The following is an 18,300-nucleotide window of genomic DNA, read 5'->3' as shown; positions in this document are numbered from 1 at the left end:
ATTCGAGGCTCGACACCCACACGGGGGTATAGCTCAGCTGGGAGAGCGCTTGCATGGCATGCAAGAGGTCATCGGTTCGATCCCGTTTACCTCCACCATCAAAGTGTCGAGTAGGTTAGAGATGCTGATCGCAGCACGTCCAAGGTTTTGACCCTATCGTCTAGAGGCCTAGGACACCACCCTTTCACGGTGGCTACCGGGGTTCGAATCCCCGTAGGGTCGCCAGTTTCACTTCGGTGAAGTCGGCACGAGTCGTCAACACTCGGTTCCGCAAGGAACGAACGTTGTCTACCAGGAGTGGTAGTTCAGTTGGTTAGAATACCGGCCTGTCACGCCGGGGGTCGCGGGTTCGAGTCCCGTCCACTCCGCCAAACACAAGCCCCAGTAGCAGTTTTGCTACTGGGGCTTTTTGTTTTGCTCCGGGGCTTGGGCGCGGATGGGCACTTGTTCCAGGGATTCCGACCAACCCCACCTCGACCAGCTGGCAGCGTGACATTTGGGAACGTTCTTCACCGTGGCGATGTACGCGGCGCCGCAAGGCCAGGCGTTGGTTGTGCATCAGGGCTATTTCTCGCCCTCCAGGAGATGAAATGACTTTCCCCCGAGCCACTCTCAAGCTGGGTTTCGCAGGTCTCGTTGCTGCCGCAGCCTTGTTCACCGCTGCATCGGCCAGTGCAGCCACCAGCTGGTCCATTGGCGTCAACCTGCCTGGCGTGGTCGTGAGCGAGCCCGCACCGGTCTATTACGAGCCGGCGCCTGTCTATTCGAGGCCCGCCCCGACCTACTACCAGCCCGCGCAGCCGGTCTACTCCGCCCCGGCACCTGTCTACTACGAGCCTGAATCCCGTTGGGAAGAGCGTCGCGCGCAACGCTGGGAGGAGCGCCGCGCAGAGCGCCGCGAATGGCGTCGCCGGCAATGGGAGCGCGAGCAGCACCGTCGCTACTACGAGGATCGCGACTGATATCGGGAACGTCGATCCCTGCGAATCTGCCGGGCCTGGCATCGGTGATCTGCTGCCAAGCCCGGCTCGCACGCACGCGCGGCTGACCTGAGCGCAGCACGTTTCCGGAGTGCACCCAAGCGTTCCCGGCGGGTGCCTGCGAGCCCTGCGCATCCGCAGAGCCGACAGGACTTTCCCCGAGCCATCGACGCATGAAGTCCGGGCATACTCGCGCGCCCTCCAGATTTCCAACAACAACGCCTAGAAGAACTTCATGTCAGGACACGGCTTTCACGTGCATGGTCCGCACGATCACGAACTCGAACATGCCGCCTCCGGCGGCCACGACCACGGCCATGACGGTGCCGCCTCCTCAGGCAAGGGCATGAGCACGACCGGAAAGATCGCCGTGAGCACCGCAGCCATTGCGACGGCGGGCGCGATCTTCGCGTACATGGGCGGGGCCACGCAGGCCAACGCCGGCCTCTACAAGAACAACGCGGCCATCAAGAAGACCGAGGCTTCGAACCAGTGGAACTACTTCCAGTCGAAGAGCACCAAGCAGGCGCTGGCGGAGTTCGCACGCGACACCGCCACCGACGACGGCCGTCGCCAGGGCTGGCAGGTGAAGGTCACCCGCTACGAGCAGGAGAAGACCGAGATCCAGGCGGCTGCCAAGAAGCTGGAGGACGAGGCCAGCCGCTGGGACGCGCAGTCCGAGACGCAGATGCACCAGCACCACCGCTGGGCGCAGGCCACCACCGTGCTGCAGGTCTCCATCGCGCTGGCGGCCATTGCGCTGCTCACCCGGAAGAAATGGCTGGAGCGCGCCATGTACGGCGTGGCCGTCGCGGGCGTCGCGATCGGCGCGCTGGCCGCGCTGCACATCTAGTGTGGTGTCCCACAAATAACTGCGCATGAAATCGCGCCTTTCACGCCAGGGCGGCGTTGCAAATCCTCGCGATACCTACGGGTATCGCTGCGGTTTGCGCCTTGCCCTGGCGCGAAACGCATCGATTTCATTTTGCGCAGCTATTTGCGGGACACCACACTAGGACTTGGCGGGGCGGTTCACCAGCGCGTGAATCCCGCGCAGGTCCAACCGCTCCAGCAGGTCGACAAGCAGGGCCAGGAACGGCGTGTAGGCGGCTTCTTCGGCGTGGCGTTCGATCCAGTGCTCGATGTCCGTGACGCGGCCCTGAAGCGCCAGGCTGGCGAGCTCGTCCAGGGCACGATCCTCCGGCATGGCATGCCGGGGCATCGCGAGCGCCGGTGATGGCTCGCCAGGCGCGGTCTCCCGCTGCGCGACGACGGGCCAGTCCGCGTCGAAGGCATCGACCGGCACCGACAGCGCGAAGGAGAACGTCGCACCCTGACCGGCCACGCTCAGCGTTCCGCCCATGGCCGAGACGATGCGCTGCGCGATGAACAGGCCCAGTCCCGTGCTGCCGCTCGCGGGGTGCATCTGCTGGAAGGCGCCGAAGATGTCGATGTTGCGGCTCATGTCGATGCCGATCCCGGTGTCACTGACCGCGAAGCTCAAGACACACGCGCGTCCCTCGGGCCGGGCCGTGACCGACAAGGTCACCACGCCGTCGCGCGTGAACTTGGCGGCGTTGGACAGCAGGTTCAGCAGCACTTGCTGCATGCGCTTTCCGTCCAGGCCGATCTCTCGGGGCATTCGCTCGGAAGGGCGGTAGCGAAAGCGGTTGTTCCGCTGCGCGCACAGAGCGACGGCGTAGTCGGAAATGTCGTCCAGCAGGCGCGGCAGGTCGGTGGTGACGGGGTGGACCGTCAGCGGTTGCAGCTCTGCCTTGGCGTACTCCAGCAGTTCGTCGATCAGGTGGAGCTGGTACTTGACGCTGCGCTGGATGGTCAGCAGATGCTTGCGCTGCGTGTCGTGCGCATCGGCGAGCAGGAGAGACGCGTACCCGCCGATCGTCGCAAGCGGTGCGCGCAGGTCGTGGCCGATGTAGCCCAGGATCTCGACTTTCTGATGGGCCTTGGCCTCGATGTGGGCGAGGGCCGCGCGCAGATCGGCATGCAAGGCGGCGGCGTGCATGTTGCCGAACGCGAGCGCGTAGCCGATGTGGGTCAACTTCAAGCCGAAGGCCAGCAGGGTCTGGAAATTGCCCGACGCCAGAAAATCCTGTGGCACGGGAAAGAAGGGCGTGCCGACCAGACGTGCACCATGAACCAGCAACGCCAACAAGGCGACGACGACCACTTCGGGGTTGCTGTTTCCCCCGCGTCCACGACCCATCGTGCACAGTGCCTGGAGGGTCATCAGGGCGATCGCCGACTGGGCCGCGCCGTACACGTAGACACGGGCCGAGGTGTCGTAGGTGACATAGGAGAAGCAGGCCAGCAAGGCCACTTCCACGGCCAGTACCCCTGCCATCCAGGGCAGCCACGCGCGGCGCCGATCGAAGAACAGGCAGATGCCCACGTAGAACAGGACCGAACTCAGTGTCGTGAGGAAATTCCCGAGGAGGATGGAGAAGAAGTCCGGGATCCTGTCCCGCAGGATGAGCAGCAAGGCGCCGATCCCGAAGACAAGGAAGCCGACGCCCCAGACCAGCAGATAGCGCGCGCGTCCCTTCGCCCACAGCGCCAGCATGCCGGCGGCAAGGACGAATTCCGCCAGCGCCGTGAAGAACGCAGCAGTTCCCAGATTCAGGTTCATTTGGACTTCGATCGACGCTTGGCGATGCGCGTCGCTCCGAGGGGAGTCCGATTCTGCGGAGGATCTCGTCAGCCGCCTTTGCCTGGCGGTGCGCCGGTTTTGATCGGGCGCCCTGTCCGGTCATTGACCGGTTCGCGCCTTCCCAGGTTGCGCGAGTTCAGGCGCAGCGCTACCCCAGCAGCAGGACCTGCGTGCCGTCGGAGGCCACCATCACACCCGGCGAGGCCGCATCGATCTCGATGCGGATGCCCATGTGCAAGGCCGGGTCCAGGGGGCGCTGGCGGCCCGCGTTGAAGAGCGCCACGTCGCGCAGGTAGGTGTCGTGCTGCGCAAGGTTCAGCACGAACTTCTCCGGATAGGCGCCGGTCGCGCTCAGGTGGTCCGAGAATTTCTCGGTCATCGTGAAGAAGAGGAACAGCGGGTTGTCGGCCATGTCGCAAATCTAGCCGCGCCGGCCGAAATCCGGCTACCGGGTTTGTGGGAGGGAGAAGAGGCGCCCGGCCGCAGCCTCAGGCCATCCCGTAGCGCAGCAGCCAGTTCCAGATCACCGCCGAGCCGTTCGACATCGCCAGCGCCGACTTCGCGTAGCCCATGAGGTCGGCCAGCCGCACCTCGGCGCGGATCACGACGTCGTGGCGCTGCAGGTCTTCTTCCTTCACGTCCGCGCGGCGCCGGTCGAGCTCGTCGCGCAGCACGGTGGCGTAGGCGCGCGGGCTCTTCAGGCGCAGGAACATGATCGGCTCGACCACCGCGTCGAGCGCGGGATCGACGAAGGTGTGGATCTCGGGTTCGCGCGAGACGACCTGATCGCCGTGCGCGTCCCGGATCAGCTGCTGGGCTTCTTCGAGCGCGGCCTCGTTCGCCGCGTAGATCCGGCCGCCGCGTCCTTCGCAGATGAACACGTACTGGTCGGGGCGCGAAAGCCAGTCGACCGGCCCGCGCTGGGCGAAGACGGCCAGGCCTTCGGCGCCGGGCAGCAGCGACTGGCGCAGCGGGTACTTGGTGAGGGGGTCTTCAGCGAACATCTTGCAGCTTCCTCGAAATGACGAGCGACGGGGTGTCGGCGCGGCGGTCCGCGGGCACGACCAGCACGTCGCCCGTGGCCCAGCACAGCACGCGCTGCGCCACGCTGCCGAACAGGAAGTCGGCCATCGGATGGGCGCGGCGCTTGCCGACCACCAGCAGCTCGGCGCGCGCGTGCTGCTGCTGCACCGTGGCCTGCCGCGCCGGGTCGCCGCGGCCGATGGCCGAGAGCACGCGGTTGCGCCGCGCGCTCGACGAGTCGGTGAGCGAGAACAGCCGCTCGCGCGCCTGCCGCATGCTGTCGTGGCGGTAGGTCTTGATGGCGTGCTCGGACACCTCGGCGTAGCGCAGCTTGCTCTCGTGCATCGTGTTGAGTGCGTGGAACAGCTCCAGCGCGGCGTCGGGGTCCAGCCCGTGGGCCAGGCTCACGAGTTCGCGCGAGGCGGGCGTGAAGTCGACGGCCACCAGGATGCGGCTGTAGCGCAGGCGCGTGTCGAGCCGCGTCACGAGCACCGGGCAGCGCAGCTGCCGCAGCAGCCGCTCCACGGGCTGGCCGGTGAAGAAGGCGGCGGGCGAGCGGTCGCGTTCGTGGCTCAGCACCACGAGGTCGACGTAGCGTGCCTCGTCCACGATCTGCGCGAGGCCGCCGCCCGGCCCCGCGACCTGCTTGACCAGCACATCGAAGCGCGAGGCCATGGCGCGGGCCAGCCCCGCGAGGGCGGTCGCTGCTTCGGCGTGCGCGAGCGGCGCCAGGTCCGCGGGCGCGTAGACGAGCTTCAGCAGTGCGCCGTGCTCGGCCGCGAGCAGGGCGGCGCGTTCGACCGCGCGGTTGCCGCGCGCCGTCAGGTCGGTGACGGCGAGGATGGATTGAAAGGACGGCGTGCTGGATGCGACGCCGCCTCCGGGAAGGGCGTGCTCCCGCTGAACCTGATGATGATGCATGACGCACTCCAGTCGAACGCGACCCCGGATGACGGGGGCGCAGCCGCGCGGGGCAGGTGCCCGGCGGTCGATGGTTTGCGCTGAAAAGAGAGAGGGGGAAAGAGGCGGACCGCCGGGCTCAGGAATGTGCGGGCGTCTGCTGGGCCGCCGCTGTCATCCGCGCCCACGCAGGCGTGCAACCGCCGGGGCGGGACGTCGAGGTGTGGAGGAAGGGCTGGGCGTTCATGCGGGGGAGTCTAGGCCGGATGCGGCCGAATCCGCTCAGTACCCGCACAACCTTTGCCAGATTGGAGCCGCGCGGTGCAGGGTGTGCGCGGTTGGGCTTCCCATTTTTCCTTTTCATTTGTCATGCGCAGGAGGGGACGTGTTTCCGTGTCTGTCCCTGTCTTCCTGGAGGTTCACGCATGAGATCCCACTGTTTAGCGCCCGGCCGGGCCGCAGAGATAGCCCATGAGCGCATCGACGATCGAGGCCTCGAGCGCGGCCGGCTCGAACTGCGCGGGCGGCTCGATGACGGCCGCATGCACCAGCGTCTCCATGATCTGCAGCACCACCCAGGTGGCGAGGTCGAGGTTGCGCGGCGCGAGCTCGGGGCGGTGCTCGTCCAGCAGCTGGCGCACGCGCCGGAAGATGTCGTGGTCGGCCGCACTCTCTTCGCGCGGCGCATCGAAGAAGGGAAATTCCTTTTCGAGCACGCGATGCAGCTCGGGATACACCGCATGCGCCGCGAGCAGCGCGCGCACCATGGCCTGCACGCGCCCGCGCAGGCTGCGCGCACGCGAGGCGGCCAGCACCTCGTCGATCACCGCGTACATCTGACCCGCGTGCCGCTCGTGCAGCGCGGTGATCAGCGAGTCCTTGTTCGGGAAGTACTGGTAGAGCGACCCCACGCTCACGCCGGCGCGTTCGGCCACCACGTTGGTGTTGGTGCCGGCATAGCCGCGCTCGCCCAGAACGCGAGCCGTGGCTTCCAGGATGACCTCGACCATCTGCTGCGAGCGCGCCTGGCGCGGCGTCTTTCTTGGCTGGGGAAGGGATTTCATCGGGCGGTTCGAATGCGAGTTTTCAATGCGAGTGATGGCTCGTATTCTAAGAAGAACCGAGCAAATGCTCGCATTCAAGAGTTCGCAACATCCGAATCGATACACACACCATGACAGCCAATGCCTCCGAGGCCCACGCGCCGCGTGCGTTGCCTTCCGCCTTCCAATCCCCGCAACCGAGTGCAGCGGCCCCGCCTGAGCGCGGTGCGCGATTGGAAGCCCACGTCCTGCAGTGCCGCCTCGTGACGCCGCACATGCGCCGCATCACCCTCGGCGGCTCGGATGTCGCCGCCTTCTTGCGCCACGCGGCGGCCGACCAACCCAGCGCCTGGGTGAAGGTGTTCGTGCCCGGCGGCGAAGGGCGGGCCTACACCATTCGCCGCATCGACCGCGTCGCCGCCACGCTCGAGTTGGACTTCGTGCTGCACGGCGACAGCGGCCACGAAGGCCCTGCGTCGGCCTGGGCGGCACGGGCGCAGCCGGGCGAACGCATCGGCTTCGCCGGGCCGCGCGACGGCGGTTTCGCGCTCCCGGACGACGCGCGCTGGGTGATGCTGGCCGGCGACGCGACCGCGCTGCCCGCGATCCAGTCGATTGCCGCGAGCCTCGGGCCGGAGATCCGCCTCAAGACCTATGTCGAAGTGCCCACGGCGGCCGATGTGCAGGAGATCCGCAGCCAGGCTGTGTTGCGCACCTGCTGGCTCACCGGCGATCCGGCCGAGCCGGGGCTGGCGCTTCAACAACAGCTGATGCACCGGCCGCAGCCGGCAGGGCCGGGTTACATCTGGCTGGCGGGCGAGTCGGGCGTGGTGCGCACGCTGCGCGCCCATTTCCTGAACGACCAAGGCCTGGCGCGCACGCGCCTGACCGCCAAGGGCTACTGGAAGCACGGCGAAGCCGATCACCGCGACCGGGCCTGAGCCCGACGCGCCGGGTCAGTGTTCCGCCGGTGCGTGGCGCGCGCGGGTGTCCGAGGGCCGCTCGCCGAAGCGTGCGCGGTACTGGGCGGCGAAATGGCCCAGGTGAAGGAAGCCGTATTTCTCCGCCACGTCGCGCACGCCCGTCTGCGTGGACGCGGCCTGCAGCTCGGCGCGCACCCGGTCCAGCCGCAGCTCGCGCAGAAACTCCATCGGTCCCTGGCCCGCATGCTGGCGGAACGCGATCTGCAGGGCGCGCGCGCTGCAGCCGGCCTCGCGGCACACGTCGGCCAGCGACAGCGGCTGCTCGGCGTGCGCGGCCATGAACTCCTGTGCCTTGCGCACCGCGCGCGGCAGCAGGTGGCGCTGCGCATCGCCGGCGAGCGCGCGCGAGTGGTTGTGGCCGGCCGACATCAGCAGGCTCGACATCAGGTACTCCTCGGCATGCTCGGCCAGTCGCCCGCCGCCTTGGAGCGCATTGCCGGCATCGAGCGTGAGCCGCAGGTAGTCGATGAAGTGCACCAGCGGCGCGAGCGCGGGGTTGTCCAGCGGCACGCCGAGGTCGAACACCAGGTGCTGGCGCACGGGGGCCTGCAGCAGTGCCTCGAGCCGCGACAGCAGCGCCGCGCGCGCGATGCGCACGATCAGGTGCGGGCTGTCGTCGGCCCAGCGCATCGACAGCAATTCGGTGGGCGAGGGCAGCGAGGCGACGCGCGGCGTGGCGTCGACCTGCTGGCCGCCGCAGCGGATGTCGGCGCCGCCGCGCAACGGAATCTGCAACAGGAAGAAATCCTGCAGGTAGCCCGGGTCGATCTGCACGCCGGGGCCGTACTGCACGTAATTGAGGCTCACGTCGCGGTGCAGCCGCGCGCTGTGGTGGCAGGCGTCCAGTTCGGTGCGCGGGCGCAGCATCGTGAGGCCGTGGGGGCAGAACACGCGGGCCACGCTTTCGCGCGCCTCGTCCATGTCGTGGCTCTCGAACAAACGGTAACGCTGCAGCGGCAGCCGGGGGGCGGTGGCGGTTTCCATAGGGAAGCGGGCAGACCGTAGCAAAAAGCCTTCCAGCCCACAATTCGGGCCGTCCCTTGGAGCCCCCGAAAAAACCTGCGCGGCAGGGACAGCGCCTGCGTTTTCCGGATCGGCCGGCGAGGTCCGGCGCTCTACCTTTGGCCCATTCGCCGAACCGGCGATTCAACCGAGGAGAGCAAGCGTCATGTTCAAGGGACTCGAAGGCAAAAGCGCCATCGTCACGGGTGGCTCGACATTGATAGGCGCCGGCGTGGTGCGCGCCTTCCACGCGGCGGGCGTGAAGGTGGTCATCGCCGACATCGACGCCGACAAGGGCCAGCCGCTGGCCGACGCGCTGGGCGCCGGGGTGCGCTTCGTGCGCACCGACATCACCGACGACGCACAGGTGAAGGCCTGCGTCGACGAGGCCGCCACCCGCCACGGCGGCGTGCACTTTCTGGTGAACCTGGCGTGCTCGTACGTGGACGACGGCTTCAAGTCGCCGCGCGCCGACTGGCTCACCTCGTTCAACGTGAACGTGGCCAGTGCCGTGGCCATGCTGCAGGCGGCGCACCCGCACATGGTGGCGGCCGGCGGCGGGGCGGTGGTCAACTTCACCAGCATCTCGTCGCGCGTGGCCCAGACCGGGCGCTGGCTTTACCCCGTGAGCAAGGCCGCCATGGCGCAGCTCACGCGCAACATGGCGATGGACCTCGCCCCCGACCGCATCCGCGTGAACAGCGTCTCGCCGGGCTGGACCTGGTCGGCCGTGATGGACCAGCTGACGGGCGGCGACCGCGCGCGCACCGATCGCGTGGCCGCGCCCTACCACCTGCTGGGGCGCGTCGGCGACCCCGACGAGGTGGCGCAGGTGGTGCTGTTCCTGTGCTCCGAGCACGCGAGCTTCGTCACCGGCGCCGACTACGCGGTGGACGGCGGCTATTCCGCCATGGGCCCCGAGCAGGCCGTGCCAGCCATTCCCCGCCTGATGGAGCCCTGATCGGCATCCACAACAACACCCCACGAGACAACACAGAAGGAGCAAGCCATGAAGCGAATCGCCATCGTCGGCGCGGGCCAGTCGGGCCTGCAACTGGGACTGGGTCTGCTGGACGCAGGCTACGAGGTCACCATGTACAGCAACCGCACGGCGGACGACATCCGCCACGGCAAGGTCATGTCGAGCCAGTGCATGTTCCACACCGCGCTGCAGGTCGAGCGCGACCTCGGGCTCGACCATTGGGCCAGCGACTGCCCCACGGTCGATGGCATCGGCTTCGCCGTGCCGCACCCCGAGCAGAAGGGCGCCAAGGCCATCGAATGGGCGGCGCGGCTGAACTCGAGCGCGCAGTCGGTCGACCAGCGCGTGAAGGTGCCGGCGTGGATGGCGCTGTTCCAGCAGAAGGGCGGCGAGCTGGTCTTCAAGGACGCCGGCATCGACGACCTCGAGGCATGCGCCCGCAGCCACGACCTCACGCTGGTGGCCAGCGGCAAGGGCGAGATCTCCAAGCTCTTCGAGCGCGACGCCGCCAAGTCGACCTACGACCAGCCGCAGCGCGCCCTGGCGCTCACCTACGTGAAGGGAATGCGCCCGCGCACGCCGTACTCGGCCGTGTGCTTCAACCTCATTCCGGGCGTGGGCGAGTACTTCGTGTTCCCGGCGCTGACCACCACGGGCCCGTGCGAGATCATGGTGTTCGAAGGCGTGCCCGGCGGCCCGATGGACTGCTGGGCCGACGTGAAGACGCCGCAGGAGCACCTGGCGCGCAGCAAGTGGATTCTCGACACCTTCACGCCCTGGGAGGCCGAGCGCTGCGCCGACATCGAGCTCACCGACGACAACGGCATCCTTGCGGGCCGCTTCGCGCCCACCGTGCGCAAGCCCATCGCCACGCTGCCTTCGGGTCGCAAGGTACTCGGCCTGGCCGACGTGGTGGTGCTCAACGATCCGATCACGGGACAGGGTTCGAACAATGCGGCCAAGTGCGCCGACACCTACCTGAAAAGCATCCTGGCGCGCGGCGACGGCGCGGCCGATGCGCCGTGGATGCAGCAGACCTTCGACCGCTACTGGTTCGGCTACGCGCAGTGGGTCACGCGCTGGACCAACATGCTGCTCGCACCGCCGCCGCCGCACGTGCTCAAGCTGCTCGGCAGCGCCGGCGCTGTGCCGCCGATGGCCAGTGCCATCGCCAACGGCTTCGACGATCCGCGCACCTTCTTCCCGTGGTTCGCCGACCCGCAGGAGGCCGACCGCTACCTCGACACCTGCGCGGCCGCCGCGGCGGCTGCGTAGGCGGAGCCAGCGCATGACACGACGCGTGGCCATCGTCGGCGCCGGCCAGTCCGGCATGCAGCTCGCGCTGGGCCTGCGGGCCAAAGGGTACGCCGTGACGGTGTATGCGAACCGCACGGCGCAGGAGATCTTCGACGGGCCGGTGATGTCCAGCCAGTGCATGTTCGAGACCGCGCTGCAGACCGAGCGCGAACTGGGGCTCGACAGCTGGGCCGACACCTGCCCGGTGGTCGAGGGCATCGGCATGTCGGTGCGAAGCCCGGAAGGCAGTCGCGCCATCGCGTGGGAGGCGAAGCTCGACGGCCCCGCGCAGTCGGTCGACCAGCGGCTGAAGATCTCTGCGTGGATGACGTTGTTCGAGGCGCGTGGCGGCCGGCTCGTTCACCAGGACGCAGACCTCGACACGCTGGAAGACTGCGCGCGCACGCACGACCTCGTGGTCGTGGCGAGCGGCAAGGGCGAGATCTCGGCGCTGTTCCCGCGCGATGACGCGCGCTCGCCGTTCGACGCGCCGCAGCGCGCGTTGGCGCTCACCTACGTGAAGGGCATGCGCCCGCGCGAGCCGTTCGCGGCCGTGAGCTTCAGCCTCATTCCGGGTGTCGGCGAGTACTTCGTGTTCCCGGCGCTCACCACCAGCGGCCCGTGCGAGATCATGGTGTTCGAAGGCGTGCCCGGCGGCCCCATGGATTGCTGGGACGACGTGAAGACGCCGCAGGAGCACCTGGCGCGCAGCAAGCAGATTCTCGAAACCTTCCTGCCCTGGGAGGCCGAGCGCTGCGAACACATCGAGCTCACCGACGACCACGGTGTGCTGCGTGGCCGCGTCACGCCCGTGGTGCGCCACCCGGTCGCCACGCTGCCCTCGGGCCGCCAGGTGCTGGGGCTGGCCGATGCCGTGGTGCTCAACGACCCGATCACGGGGCAGGGCTCGAACAACGCGGCCAAGGCGGCCGACATCTACCTCAAGCGCATCCTCGAACACGGCGACGCGCCCTTCGGCGCCGCGTGGATGCAGCAGACCTTCGATCGCTACTGGGAGGGCTACGCCCGCTGGGCCACCGACTGGACGCACAGCCTGCTCACGCCGCCCGCGCCGCACCTGCAGAAGCTGCTGCAGAGCGCCACGCACAGGCCGGCCGTGGCGAGCGCGGTGGTCAACGGCTTCGACGATCCGCGCAACTTCGCACTCTGGTGGTTCGACGCGGCCGAGGCCGACCGCTTTCTCGAAGCCAAGGCGCGCGAGGCGGCGGTCGACCGCTTCGACCGGCGCGACTTCCGCAAGGCGCTCGGCCAGTTCAGCACCGGCGTCACCGTCATCACCACGCGCGCGCTCGACGGGCGCCGCGTGGGCATGACGGCCAACTCGTTCTCGTCGGTGTCGCTCGATCCGCCGCTGGTGCTGTGGAGCCTGGCACGGCAGGCGCCCAGCGTGGCCGACTTCACCGGCGCGAGCCACTTCGCGATCAACGTGCTGGCCGCGCCGCAGCATCATCTGTCGCGCCAGTTCTCGACACCGCAGGCCGACAAGTTCGGCGGCGTCGACTGCTGCGAGGGCACGGCCGGCGTGCCGCTGCTCAACGGCGTGCTCGCGCGCTTCGTGTGCCGCAACGTGCGACAGTACGACGGCGGCGACCACCTGATCTTCATCGGCGAGGTCGAAGGCTACGAACGCTTCGACGGCGAGCCGCTGGTTTTTCACTCGGGCTACTACCAGGTCACGACGCGCCATCCGGAATGCGTACAGTGAGCCCCTGGTTCCCCACGTCCACCTTTGAGCATTGAACGGAGTCACACACCCATGCAGAACAAGGCATCCACCTCCTCGTCGCAAGACATCCGCATCCAGGCCGCCGACGGCAGCGGCAGCTTCGGCGCCTACCTGGCCCTGCCGCGCGGCGGCACCGGCCCGGGCCTGGTGCTCGCGCAGGAAATCTTCGGCGTCAACAAGACCATGCGCGACGTGGCCGACTACTACGCCGAGGAAGGCTACGTGGTGCTCGTGCCCGACCTGTTCTGGCGCCAGCAGCCCGACGTGCAGCTGGGCTATTCGCCCGACGACTGGCAGCGCGCCTTCGCGCTGTACCAGGGCTTCGACGAAGCGCTCGGCATGCAGGACATGCAGGCCGCCATCACCGCGCTGCGCCAGCGCCCCGAGGTGCCCGGCGGCAAGGTCGGCGTGCTCGGCTTCTGCCTGGGCGGCAAGCTCGCCTACCTGGCGGCCTGCCGCACCGACGCGGACGTGGCCGTGGGCTACTACGGCGTGGGCATCGACGCCGCGCTCGACGAGGCCGACCGCATCCGCTGCAAGCTCGCGTTGCACGTGGCCGAGCTCGACGGCTTCTGCCCGCCCGAGGCGCGCGACCGCATCGTGCAGACCCTGCGCGGCCGGCCGAACGTCGAGGTGCATGTGTACCCCGGCGTCGACCACGCCTTTGCGCGCGTGGGCGGCGAGCACTTCCACCGCGCCTCGGCGCTCATGGCGCACGAGCGCAGCGTGGCCGCGCTGAAGTCGGCCATCGGCCCGAACTACGACCTTGCCGCGCTGTGGGACAAGCACTGCGAGTACGAGTTTGGCACCCGCAACGTGGACGACACCATGGGCACCATGGTGGCCGAGCCCTACGTGAACCACATCCCGACCATGACCGGCGGCGTGGGCTACAAGAACCTGCACGCGTTCTATACGAACCATTTCGTCAACAGCAACCCGCCCGACACCTCGCTGGTGCCGATCTCGCGCACCGTGGGCGCGACGCAGGTGGTCGACGAGATGCTGTTCTGCTTCACCCACACCACCGAGATCCCATGGATGCTGCCCGGCGTGGCGCCCACCGGAAAGCGCGTGGAGATCCCGCTGCTCGCGGTCATCAAGTTCCGCGGCGACAAGCTCTACCACGAGCACATCTACTGGGACCAGGCGAGCGTGCTGGTGCAGGTGGGCCTGCTCGATCCGGCGCTGCTGCCGGTGGCGGGCGTGGAAACGGCGCGCAAGCTGCTCGACGAGACGCTGCCGTCGAACACGCTGCTGACGCGCGCTTGATGCGAACCTGATGCGTCCGCGCGGCGAAGCTGCCGCGCGGGACGCGGCGGGCTTCTCAGACCGTCATGCCTTGTTCGACGTCGAGCGTCTTGCGGCGCGCCATGGCCAGGTTCGACTTGGTCTTGTCCAGCACCAGGTAGACGAACAGGCCTTCCTTCTTCTGCATCGGGCGGATGATGTGGTATTGCTTGCCGAGCGTGATCAGCATGTCTTCGATGCTGTCGTTCAGGCCGAGGTCGCGCATGGTGCGCAGCTTGGCGCGGACCACTTCGGTGTTGCCGGCGGCGGCCACCTCGAGATCGACGCCCGAGCCGATCTGGCCCAGGATCATGCCGCTGCTCGAGTCGACCAGCGCCGCGCACAGGGCGCCGTCGCAGGTCATCAGGTCGTCCATGGATTGCTTGATATTTGCCATCGAAATCTTTCCTAGTCCTCGCCCCTGAAAGTCGGCGGCCACCCGGGCGAAGGGGATGGGCGGCTGCCGGTGTCGAATGGGTGTGGTGCGCCGATGCCCGGCGTCAGGCGTGCTGCAGCAGCTGCGTCGCCTGTTTCGCGAAGTACAGGACCTGGCCGATGATGGCTTCGCGGCTGGTGACCACGCTCACGATCAGCGTCATCTCGGGATGCCGCGCCTGCAGCATCAGGATGTGGCCGTGCGTGGCCTCGATCGCCACGTTGTCGCAGTGGCCCAGCTGGCTTTCCTCGCCGGCCACGGCGCCCAGCGCGGCCAGCGAACTGGCGATGGCCGACAGGCGCGCGACCTGCGCGGTGTTCTCGACGCGCGCGGCCAGCTCCAGGCCGTCCTCGGTCGAGATCACCACGGCCTTCACGCCCTTGATTTCCCGCATCAGGGTGTCGATGGCCGATTCCGCTGCAAGCCTGATTCTTGGAGTGATGTTCATTGCTGCCTGAATGGAAGGAAAAGGAGAAAAAGAGGGGCGTCCTGCGTTCAGACCTCGAGCTGGAGCAGGAGCAGTTCCAGCAGCTGCACGACCTGCTGCGCATCGGTGACGTTGGCCGGCAGCACCGGGCACACGACGCCCTTGGCCTCCATGCGGCGGGCGTAGGCGTCGATGCCGGGGCTCGGGTGCGTTTCCATGCGGCCCACCGCCACCACGCAGGCGGTCTGCGCGATGAGTTCGGCGAAGCCGTCCAGGTAGATGTCGAGGTCGGCCAGCGGATCGGGGCGGCTGTTGTCCACCAGGATCACCACGCCGAGCGCGCCGCGTCCCAGGATGCGCCACATGAAGTCGAAGCGCATCTGGCCGGGCGTGCCGTACAGGCGCAGCTTCTCGCCGTTGTCGAGCGTGAGTTCGCCGTAGTCCAGGCCGACCGTGGTGGTGGCCTTGGCGACCGAGGTGTCGCTGTTGCGCACGTCGGTGCTCACGGGCGGGATCTCGCTCACGCCGGCGATGGCCGTGGTTTTGCCGGCGCCCATGGTGCCGGTGAAGAGGATCTTGTGTTCTACGGTCATTGAGGGCCTGACGGCAGCAAGCCGAGTCGGTTCCTGATGCGTGCGAGCAGGCCGGGCTGCACGGTGTCGCGGGCGGGTGCCGGGAAGCGGCTGTCGGGAAAGACGCTGTCGGGGGCCGAGGCCGCCACCAGCGCGCCGGGGGGCGCGGCGCGTTCGAGCAGGCCGGCGCGCTGCAGGTCGGCCAGGAAATCCGCGCACTCCTGGCGCGTGGCGGGCGAGCGCTGCTGCAGCGACAGCACCGACGCCGGCCGGTTGGACATCAGCGTGGCCAGCCGCAGGCGGATCGGCGCCTCGAGCACGGCCGCGGGCGGCCAGCGCAGCATGCGGAATTCTTCGTGCTCGCCGATCGGCACCTCGGTCGTAGCCAGCCCCAGGCCGCGGGCGTGGACGACCATCGCGCCGAGGCGGTTGAGCACCACTTCCAGCGCATCGGTGTGCAGCGGCAGGGCCAGGAAAGGGCCGCGTTGCGGGTCTGCATGGGCGACGGTCAGCGTGGGCACCGCCGGTTGCGGCGAGGCGGCGGCAAGGGCGACCTGGTCGCCGACGACCCGCAGGTCGGCCTGTTCAGCTTTCCATGACCAGTTCTGGTGCGTGCGGTGGTCGAGCAGCCGGATCAGCGACTTGAGCAGCACTTCTTCGCGGTGCGGCAGCCCTTCGACGCTGTAGCTCAGCAGGGCGCGTTGACTTTTGGGAACGGTGTTAACGGCCGTCATGCAGCCTCCGCACCACCGTGCACATCGGCCGGCCGCTGTGGGATGTTGCGTTCAACCGCATCGAAAACACCGATTGGAGGCGGCATCGCCGTTCTTTTTGCAACTTAAGCACTCACTGTAAGAAGTTGGACGGAGACGCCGATCGCAACGCTGGCTGGGAGAACTAAAGTGTTTGTTTGGAGGTGGCGTCAAAAATATAACACTTGTTTCAAATAAAAACACAAGATTACGAACAACTGTTTTCAGTGGGTCGCGGACGCGACAAAGCCTCGCGGGCCGCAGTGCGGCGCGCGAGGTTTCAGGGAGGGGCGGTGAAAGCGGCGGGCGAGGGGAAGGTCGCCCGCCGGGGCGTCAGTGCGCCAGTTGCGCCTGCAGCTCGGCCACTTGCCGGCGCAGGTCCGCGTTCTCGGCCGTGAGTTCGGCCACGCGCTGTTGCAGTTGCTGCACGGCGTCGAGCGCCGCCGGTTCGGCGCCTTCTTCGGTGTCGGGCGCGGCCTCGCGCGGCTTGCGCTTGGCCTCGCGCACGCGCTTGGCGGCCTGCTTGAGCTCGTCCTTGCCGGCGTTGGCGGCTGTCACCTGCTCTTCGGCGGGCAGCGAAGCGACGGCCGCGGCCGTGTTGATCGAGATCACGCCCGATTTCACGGCAGCCACCAGCTCGGGCGCAGCCTGCTTCTGGATCTTCTCGATCATCACGACCTGGCTGCTGCTCAGGCGCGCGGCGCGGGCGATGGCCTCGCGGCTGTTCAGCGGCACGGGCGGCGGCAGGGCTTCGTCGGAAGCGGGAGAAGAGGTCGAAGCGGGCGCGTCGTCGACATCGAAGGGCGGGTCGTCCGCCGTGGTCGGGGTGGTCGGCGTGGCGGCGCTGCTGCGGGCGCGGCGCTCGTCCACGATGTCCTTCTTGCGCAGCGCCAGCACGCCGCGCAGGTAGTCCGAGATGCTGCGGCGGCCCAGGTGCTGGTCGATCATCCACAGGTGCACGTCCTGCAGCGTCTTGAAGCGCGTGTTCTGCACGGTCTGGAAGGGCAGGCCGTGCTTCTGGCAGATGCCGTAGCGGTTGTGGCCGTCCACCAGCACGTCGCCCCACAGCACCAGCGCGTCGCGGCAGCCTTCGGTGAGGATGCTGCGTTCGAGGGCTTCGTACTCCTCCGGCGTCAAGGGATCGATATAGGCTTTGAGTTCTTCGTTGACGACGATGTTCATGGGTACGGGTGCGATGTAAGGGGCGGAATTTTAGGTGTCTCGGTTTCGGCCGCTCGAACGTCTAGACAGGGAGAGAGACGAGAAGGCGCCACCGGGAAAAACAGGGCCTTCTTGCGTCATCAAATGGTAATAGTTCTTATTTGCATCTTTGCCCTTGAACACTTCAGGAGTACCCATGGATCTGTCGCTTTCCCCGTCCGCGCCCACGCTGGGGGAGGTCTTCATCGCGAACCGTGCCCAGCTCCAGCGCGTCGCGCAAAAGATCGTCCGCACCGCTGACCTCGCAGACGAAGTGCTGCAGGACGCCTACCTGAAGCTCGCCGACGGCGCTTTGGTGCGCGATGTCCGCAAGCCGCTCGGTTACTGCTGCCAGGTGGTGCGCAACGTGGCGGTCGACTACCACCGCCACCATTCCGTGGAGGCCAGCTACCGCACCTACTGCGACGACGTCGAGCTCGTGAGCCCGCCCAGCAGCAACGACGCGCCCGACCGCGTGCTCGGCGGCCGGCAGGCGCTGGTGGCCATCGACCGCGTGCTCGAAGCGCTGCCGGCGCGCACCCGCCTCGCGTTCGAACTCAACCGTCTCAGTGGCCTGACCCAGCGCGAGATCGCCACGCGCCTGGGCTGCTCCGCCACGCTCGTGAACTTCATGATCAAGGACGCCGACGCCGCACTCGAAAGCTGCCGCTACCTCGTGCAAGCCGGCTGATTTTTCCGACGCACCGCATCGGCGCTACGATGGCCGCCGATGAGCAGCAGCCCCAACGACACGCAAAGCGACCCCACCTGGCAGACCGCCTGGGCGTGGGTCCGCCGCCAGCACGCCGGCGAGGGCGAGCTCGACGCCGCCGCGAGCGCCGAGCTCGCGCACTGGCTCGCCGCCGATCCCGCCCATCGCCAGACCTATGCCGAGGCGGCCCGCCTCTGGCTGCTCGTCGGCCGCGTGCCGCCCGCGCACGACGTCCCTTCGCCGGACGCCGAAGACGCGGCCCGCTGACCGACTTCCTCTTTTTTTCG

Annotated in this window: 19 protein-coding genes, 3 tRNA genes and 2 pseudogenes; 13 read left to right on the top strand and 11 right to left on the bottom strand. The window is 68.0% G+C overall.

The window, feature by feature from the left end; all coding sequences use genetic code 11:
• The first annotated feature begins 22 nt into the window (after window positions 1–22).
• The 5 genes from AC3WQR_RS08455 (at window position 23) to AC3WQR_RS08435 (ending at window position 1,833) form a co-directional block, all read left to right on the top strand.
• Window positions 23–98, top strand: a tRNA-Ala gene (locus AC3WQR_RS08455).
• Between the two features lie 51 nt (window positions 99–149).
• Window positions 150–225 (top strand) — tRNA-Glu (locus AC3WQR_RS08450).
• 69 nt (window positions 226–294) lie between these two features.
• Window positions 295–371: transfer RNA gene (locus AC3WQR_RS08445), tRNA-Asp, on the top strand.
• A 219-nt stretch (window positions 372–590) separates the two neighbouring features.
• A complete protein-coding gene (locus AC3WQR_RS08440) occupies window positions 591–962 on the top strand; it encodes a hypothetical protein (protein WP_070062418.1) in 372 nt (123 codons plus the stop codon).
• A 253-nt stretch (window positions 963–1,215) separates the two neighbouring features.
• Complete coding sequence (locus AC3WQR_RS08435; RefSeq protein ID WP_070062419.1) at window positions 1,216–1,833, top strand: DUF4337 domain-containing protein; 618 nt, start codon at window positions 1,216–1,218, stop codon at window positions 1,831–1,833.
• 159 nt (window positions 1,834–1,992) lie between these two features.
• On the opposite strand, the gene AC3WQR_RS08430 is transcribed toward AC3WQR_RS08435, so the two are convergent.
• From AC3WQR_RS08430 to AC3WQR_RS08410, 5 genes are all read right to left on the bottom strand, one after another.
• A complete protein-coding gene (locus AC3WQR_RS08430) occupies window positions 1,993–3,627 on the bottom strand; it encodes an ATP-binding protein (protein ID WP_492741726.1) in 1,635 nt (544 codons plus the stop codon).
• Between the two features lie 169 nt (window positions 3,628–3,796).
• The gene (locus tag AC3WQR_RS08425) at window positions 3,797–4,060 is read right to left on the bottom strand and encodes a hypothetical protein (RefSeq protein WP_070062421.1); all 264 of its coding nucleotides are present in this window, start codon (window positions 4,058–4,060) and stop codon (window positions 3,797–3,799) included.
• 76 nt (window positions 4,061–4,136) lie between these two features.
• Window positions 4,137–4,652, bottom strand: coding sequence for a hypothetical protein (locus tag AC3WQR_RS08420; RefSeq protein ID WP_062469933.1), 516 nt, complete (start codon window positions 4,650–4,652; stop codon window positions 4,137–4,139).
• On the bottom strand, window positions 4,642–5,592 hold the full coding sequence (locus tag AC3WQR_RS08415; RefSeq protein ID WP_492741725.1) for a universal stress protein: 951 nt from the start codon (window positions 5,590–5,592) through the stop codon (window positions 4,642–4,644). The genes AC3WQR_RS08420 and AC3WQR_RS08415 overlap by 11 nt, the downstream gene beginning before the upstream one ends.
• Before the next feature lie 419 nt (window positions 5,593–6,011).
• On the bottom strand, window positions 6,012–6,635 hold the full coding sequence (locus tag AC3WQR_RS08410) for a TetR/AcrR family transcriptional regulator (RefSeq protein WP_492741724.1): 624 nt from the start codon (window positions 6,633–6,635) through the stop codon (window positions 6,012–6,014).
• 212 nt (window positions 6,636–6,847) lie between these two features.
• Here AC3WQR_RS08410 and AC3WQR_RS08405 point away from each other — a divergent pair, with 212 nt between their 5' ends.
• Window positions 6,848–7,555, top strand: coding sequence for a siderophore-interacting protein (locus AC3WQR_RS08405; protein ID WP_492741723.1), 708 nt, complete (start codon window positions 6,848–6,850; stop codon window positions 7,553–7,555).
• 15 nt (window positions 7,556–7,570) lie between these two features.
• Here AC3WQR_RS08405 and AC3WQR_RS08400 read toward each other — a convergent pair whose 3' ends face one another.
• Window positions 7,571–8,581: an AraC family transcriptional regulator gene (locus AC3WQR_RS08400; protein WP_492741722.1), complete on the bottom strand. Its 1,011-nt coding sequence runs from the start codon at window positions 8,579–8,581 to the stop codon at window positions 7,571–7,573.
• Window positions 8,582–8,765: 184 nt separating this feature from the next.
• Here AC3WQR_RS08400 and AC3WQR_RS08395 point away from each other — a divergent pair, with 184 nt between their 5' ends.
• The 5 genes and pseudogenes from AC3WQR_RS08395 (at window position 8,766) to AC3WQR_RS08375 (ending at window position 13,896) form a co-directional block, all read left to right on the top strand.
• Complete coding sequence (locus tag AC3WQR_RS08395; RefSeq protein WP_070062424.1) at window positions 8,766–9,560, top strand: SDR family oxidoreductase; 795 nt, start codon at window positions 8,766–8,768, stop codon at window positions 9,558–9,560.
• Between the two features lie 48 nt (window positions 9,561–9,608).
• A complete protein-coding gene (locus tag AC3WQR_RS08390) occupies window positions 9,609–10,856 on the top strand; it encodes a styrene monooxygenase/indole monooxygenase family protein (protein ID WP_492741721.1) in 1,248 nt (415 codons plus the stop codon).
• A gap of 13 nt (window positions 10,857–10,869) precedes the next feature.
• Window positions 10,870–12,105, top strand: a pseudogene (locus AC3WQR_RS08385) (styrene monooxygenase/indole monooxygenase family protein); the annotation flags it as partial.
• Between the two features lie 9 nt (window positions 12,106–12,114).
• Window positions 12,115–12,603 (top strand): annotated as a pseudogene (locus AC3WQR_RS08380) (flavin reductase family protein); the annotation flags it as partial.
• Between the two features lie 51 nt (window positions 12,604–12,654).
• Entirely contained in the window at window positions 12,655–13,896 is a 1,242-nt protein-coding gene (locus tag AC3WQR_RS08375; RefSeq protein ID WP_492741720.1) for a dienelactone hydrolase family protein, read from the top strand.
• Between the two features lie 55 nt (window positions 13,897–13,951).
• Here AC3WQR_RS08375 and AC3WQR_RS08370 read toward each other — a convergent pair whose 3' ends face one another.
• From AC3WQR_RS08370 to AC3WQR_RS08350, 5 genes are all read right to left on the bottom strand, one after another.
• Window positions 13,952–14,311: a hypothetical protein gene (locus AC3WQR_RS08370; RefSeq protein ID WP_095746312.1), complete on the bottom strand. Its 360-nt coding sequence runs from the start codon at window positions 14,309–14,311 to the stop codon at window positions 13,952–13,954.
• A 103-nt stretch (window positions 14,312–14,414) separates the two neighbouring features.
• Window positions 14,415–14,744 carry a roadblock/LC7 domain-containing protein gene (locus tag AC3WQR_RS08365; protein ID WP_235944037.1) on the bottom strand — a complete coding sequence of 110 codons (330 nt, stop codon included), beginning with the start codon at window positions 14,742–14,744 and terminating at the stop codon, window positions 14,415–14,417.
• A gap of 101 nt (window positions 14,745–14,845) precedes the next feature.
• On the bottom strand, window positions 14,846–15,370 hold the full coding sequence (locus AC3WQR_RS08360; protein ID WP_062469903.1) for a GTP-binding protein: 525 nt from the start codon (window positions 15,368–15,370) through the stop codon (window positions 14,846–14,848).
• Entirely contained in the window at window positions 15,367–16,083 is a 717-nt protein-coding gene (locus AC3WQR_RS08355; RefSeq protein WP_369646213.1) for a hypothetical protein, read from the bottom strand. Before AC3WQR_RS08355 ends, AC3WQR_RS08360 begins: the two co-directional genes overlap by 4 nt.
• 351 nt (window positions 16,084–16,434) lie before the next feature.
• Entirely contained in the window at window positions 16,435–17,283 is an 849-nt protein-coding gene (locus tag AC3WQR_RS08350; RefSeq protein ID WP_307637836.1) for a plasmid replication/partition related protein, read from the bottom strand.
• A gap of 175 nt (window positions 17,284–17,458) precedes the next feature.
• On the opposite strand from AC3WQR_RS08350, the gene AC3WQR_RS08345 reads away from it, so the two are divergent.
• Window positions 17,459–17,992, top strand: coding sequence for a sigma-70 family RNA polymerase sigma factor (locus AC3WQR_RS08345; protein ID WP_492741719.1), 534 nt, complete (start codon window positions 17,459–17,461; stop codon window positions 17,990–17,992).
• A 39-nt stretch (window positions 17,993–18,031) separates the two neighbouring features.
• Window positions 18,032–18,280, top strand: coding sequence for a FecR/PupR family sigma factor regulator (locus AC3WQR_RS08340; protein WP_492741718.1), 249 nt, complete (start codon window positions 18,032–18,034; stop codon window positions 18,278–18,280).
• The last annotated feature ends 20 nt before the right edge of the window (window positions 18,281–18,300 follow it).

This window comes from Variovorax sp. FW305-3-2-15-B-LB1 (genome assembly GCF_058787635.1).
The sequence above is the reverse complement of the archived record's forward strand: the minus strand, read 5'-3'. Positions and strand labels throughout refer to the sequence as shown.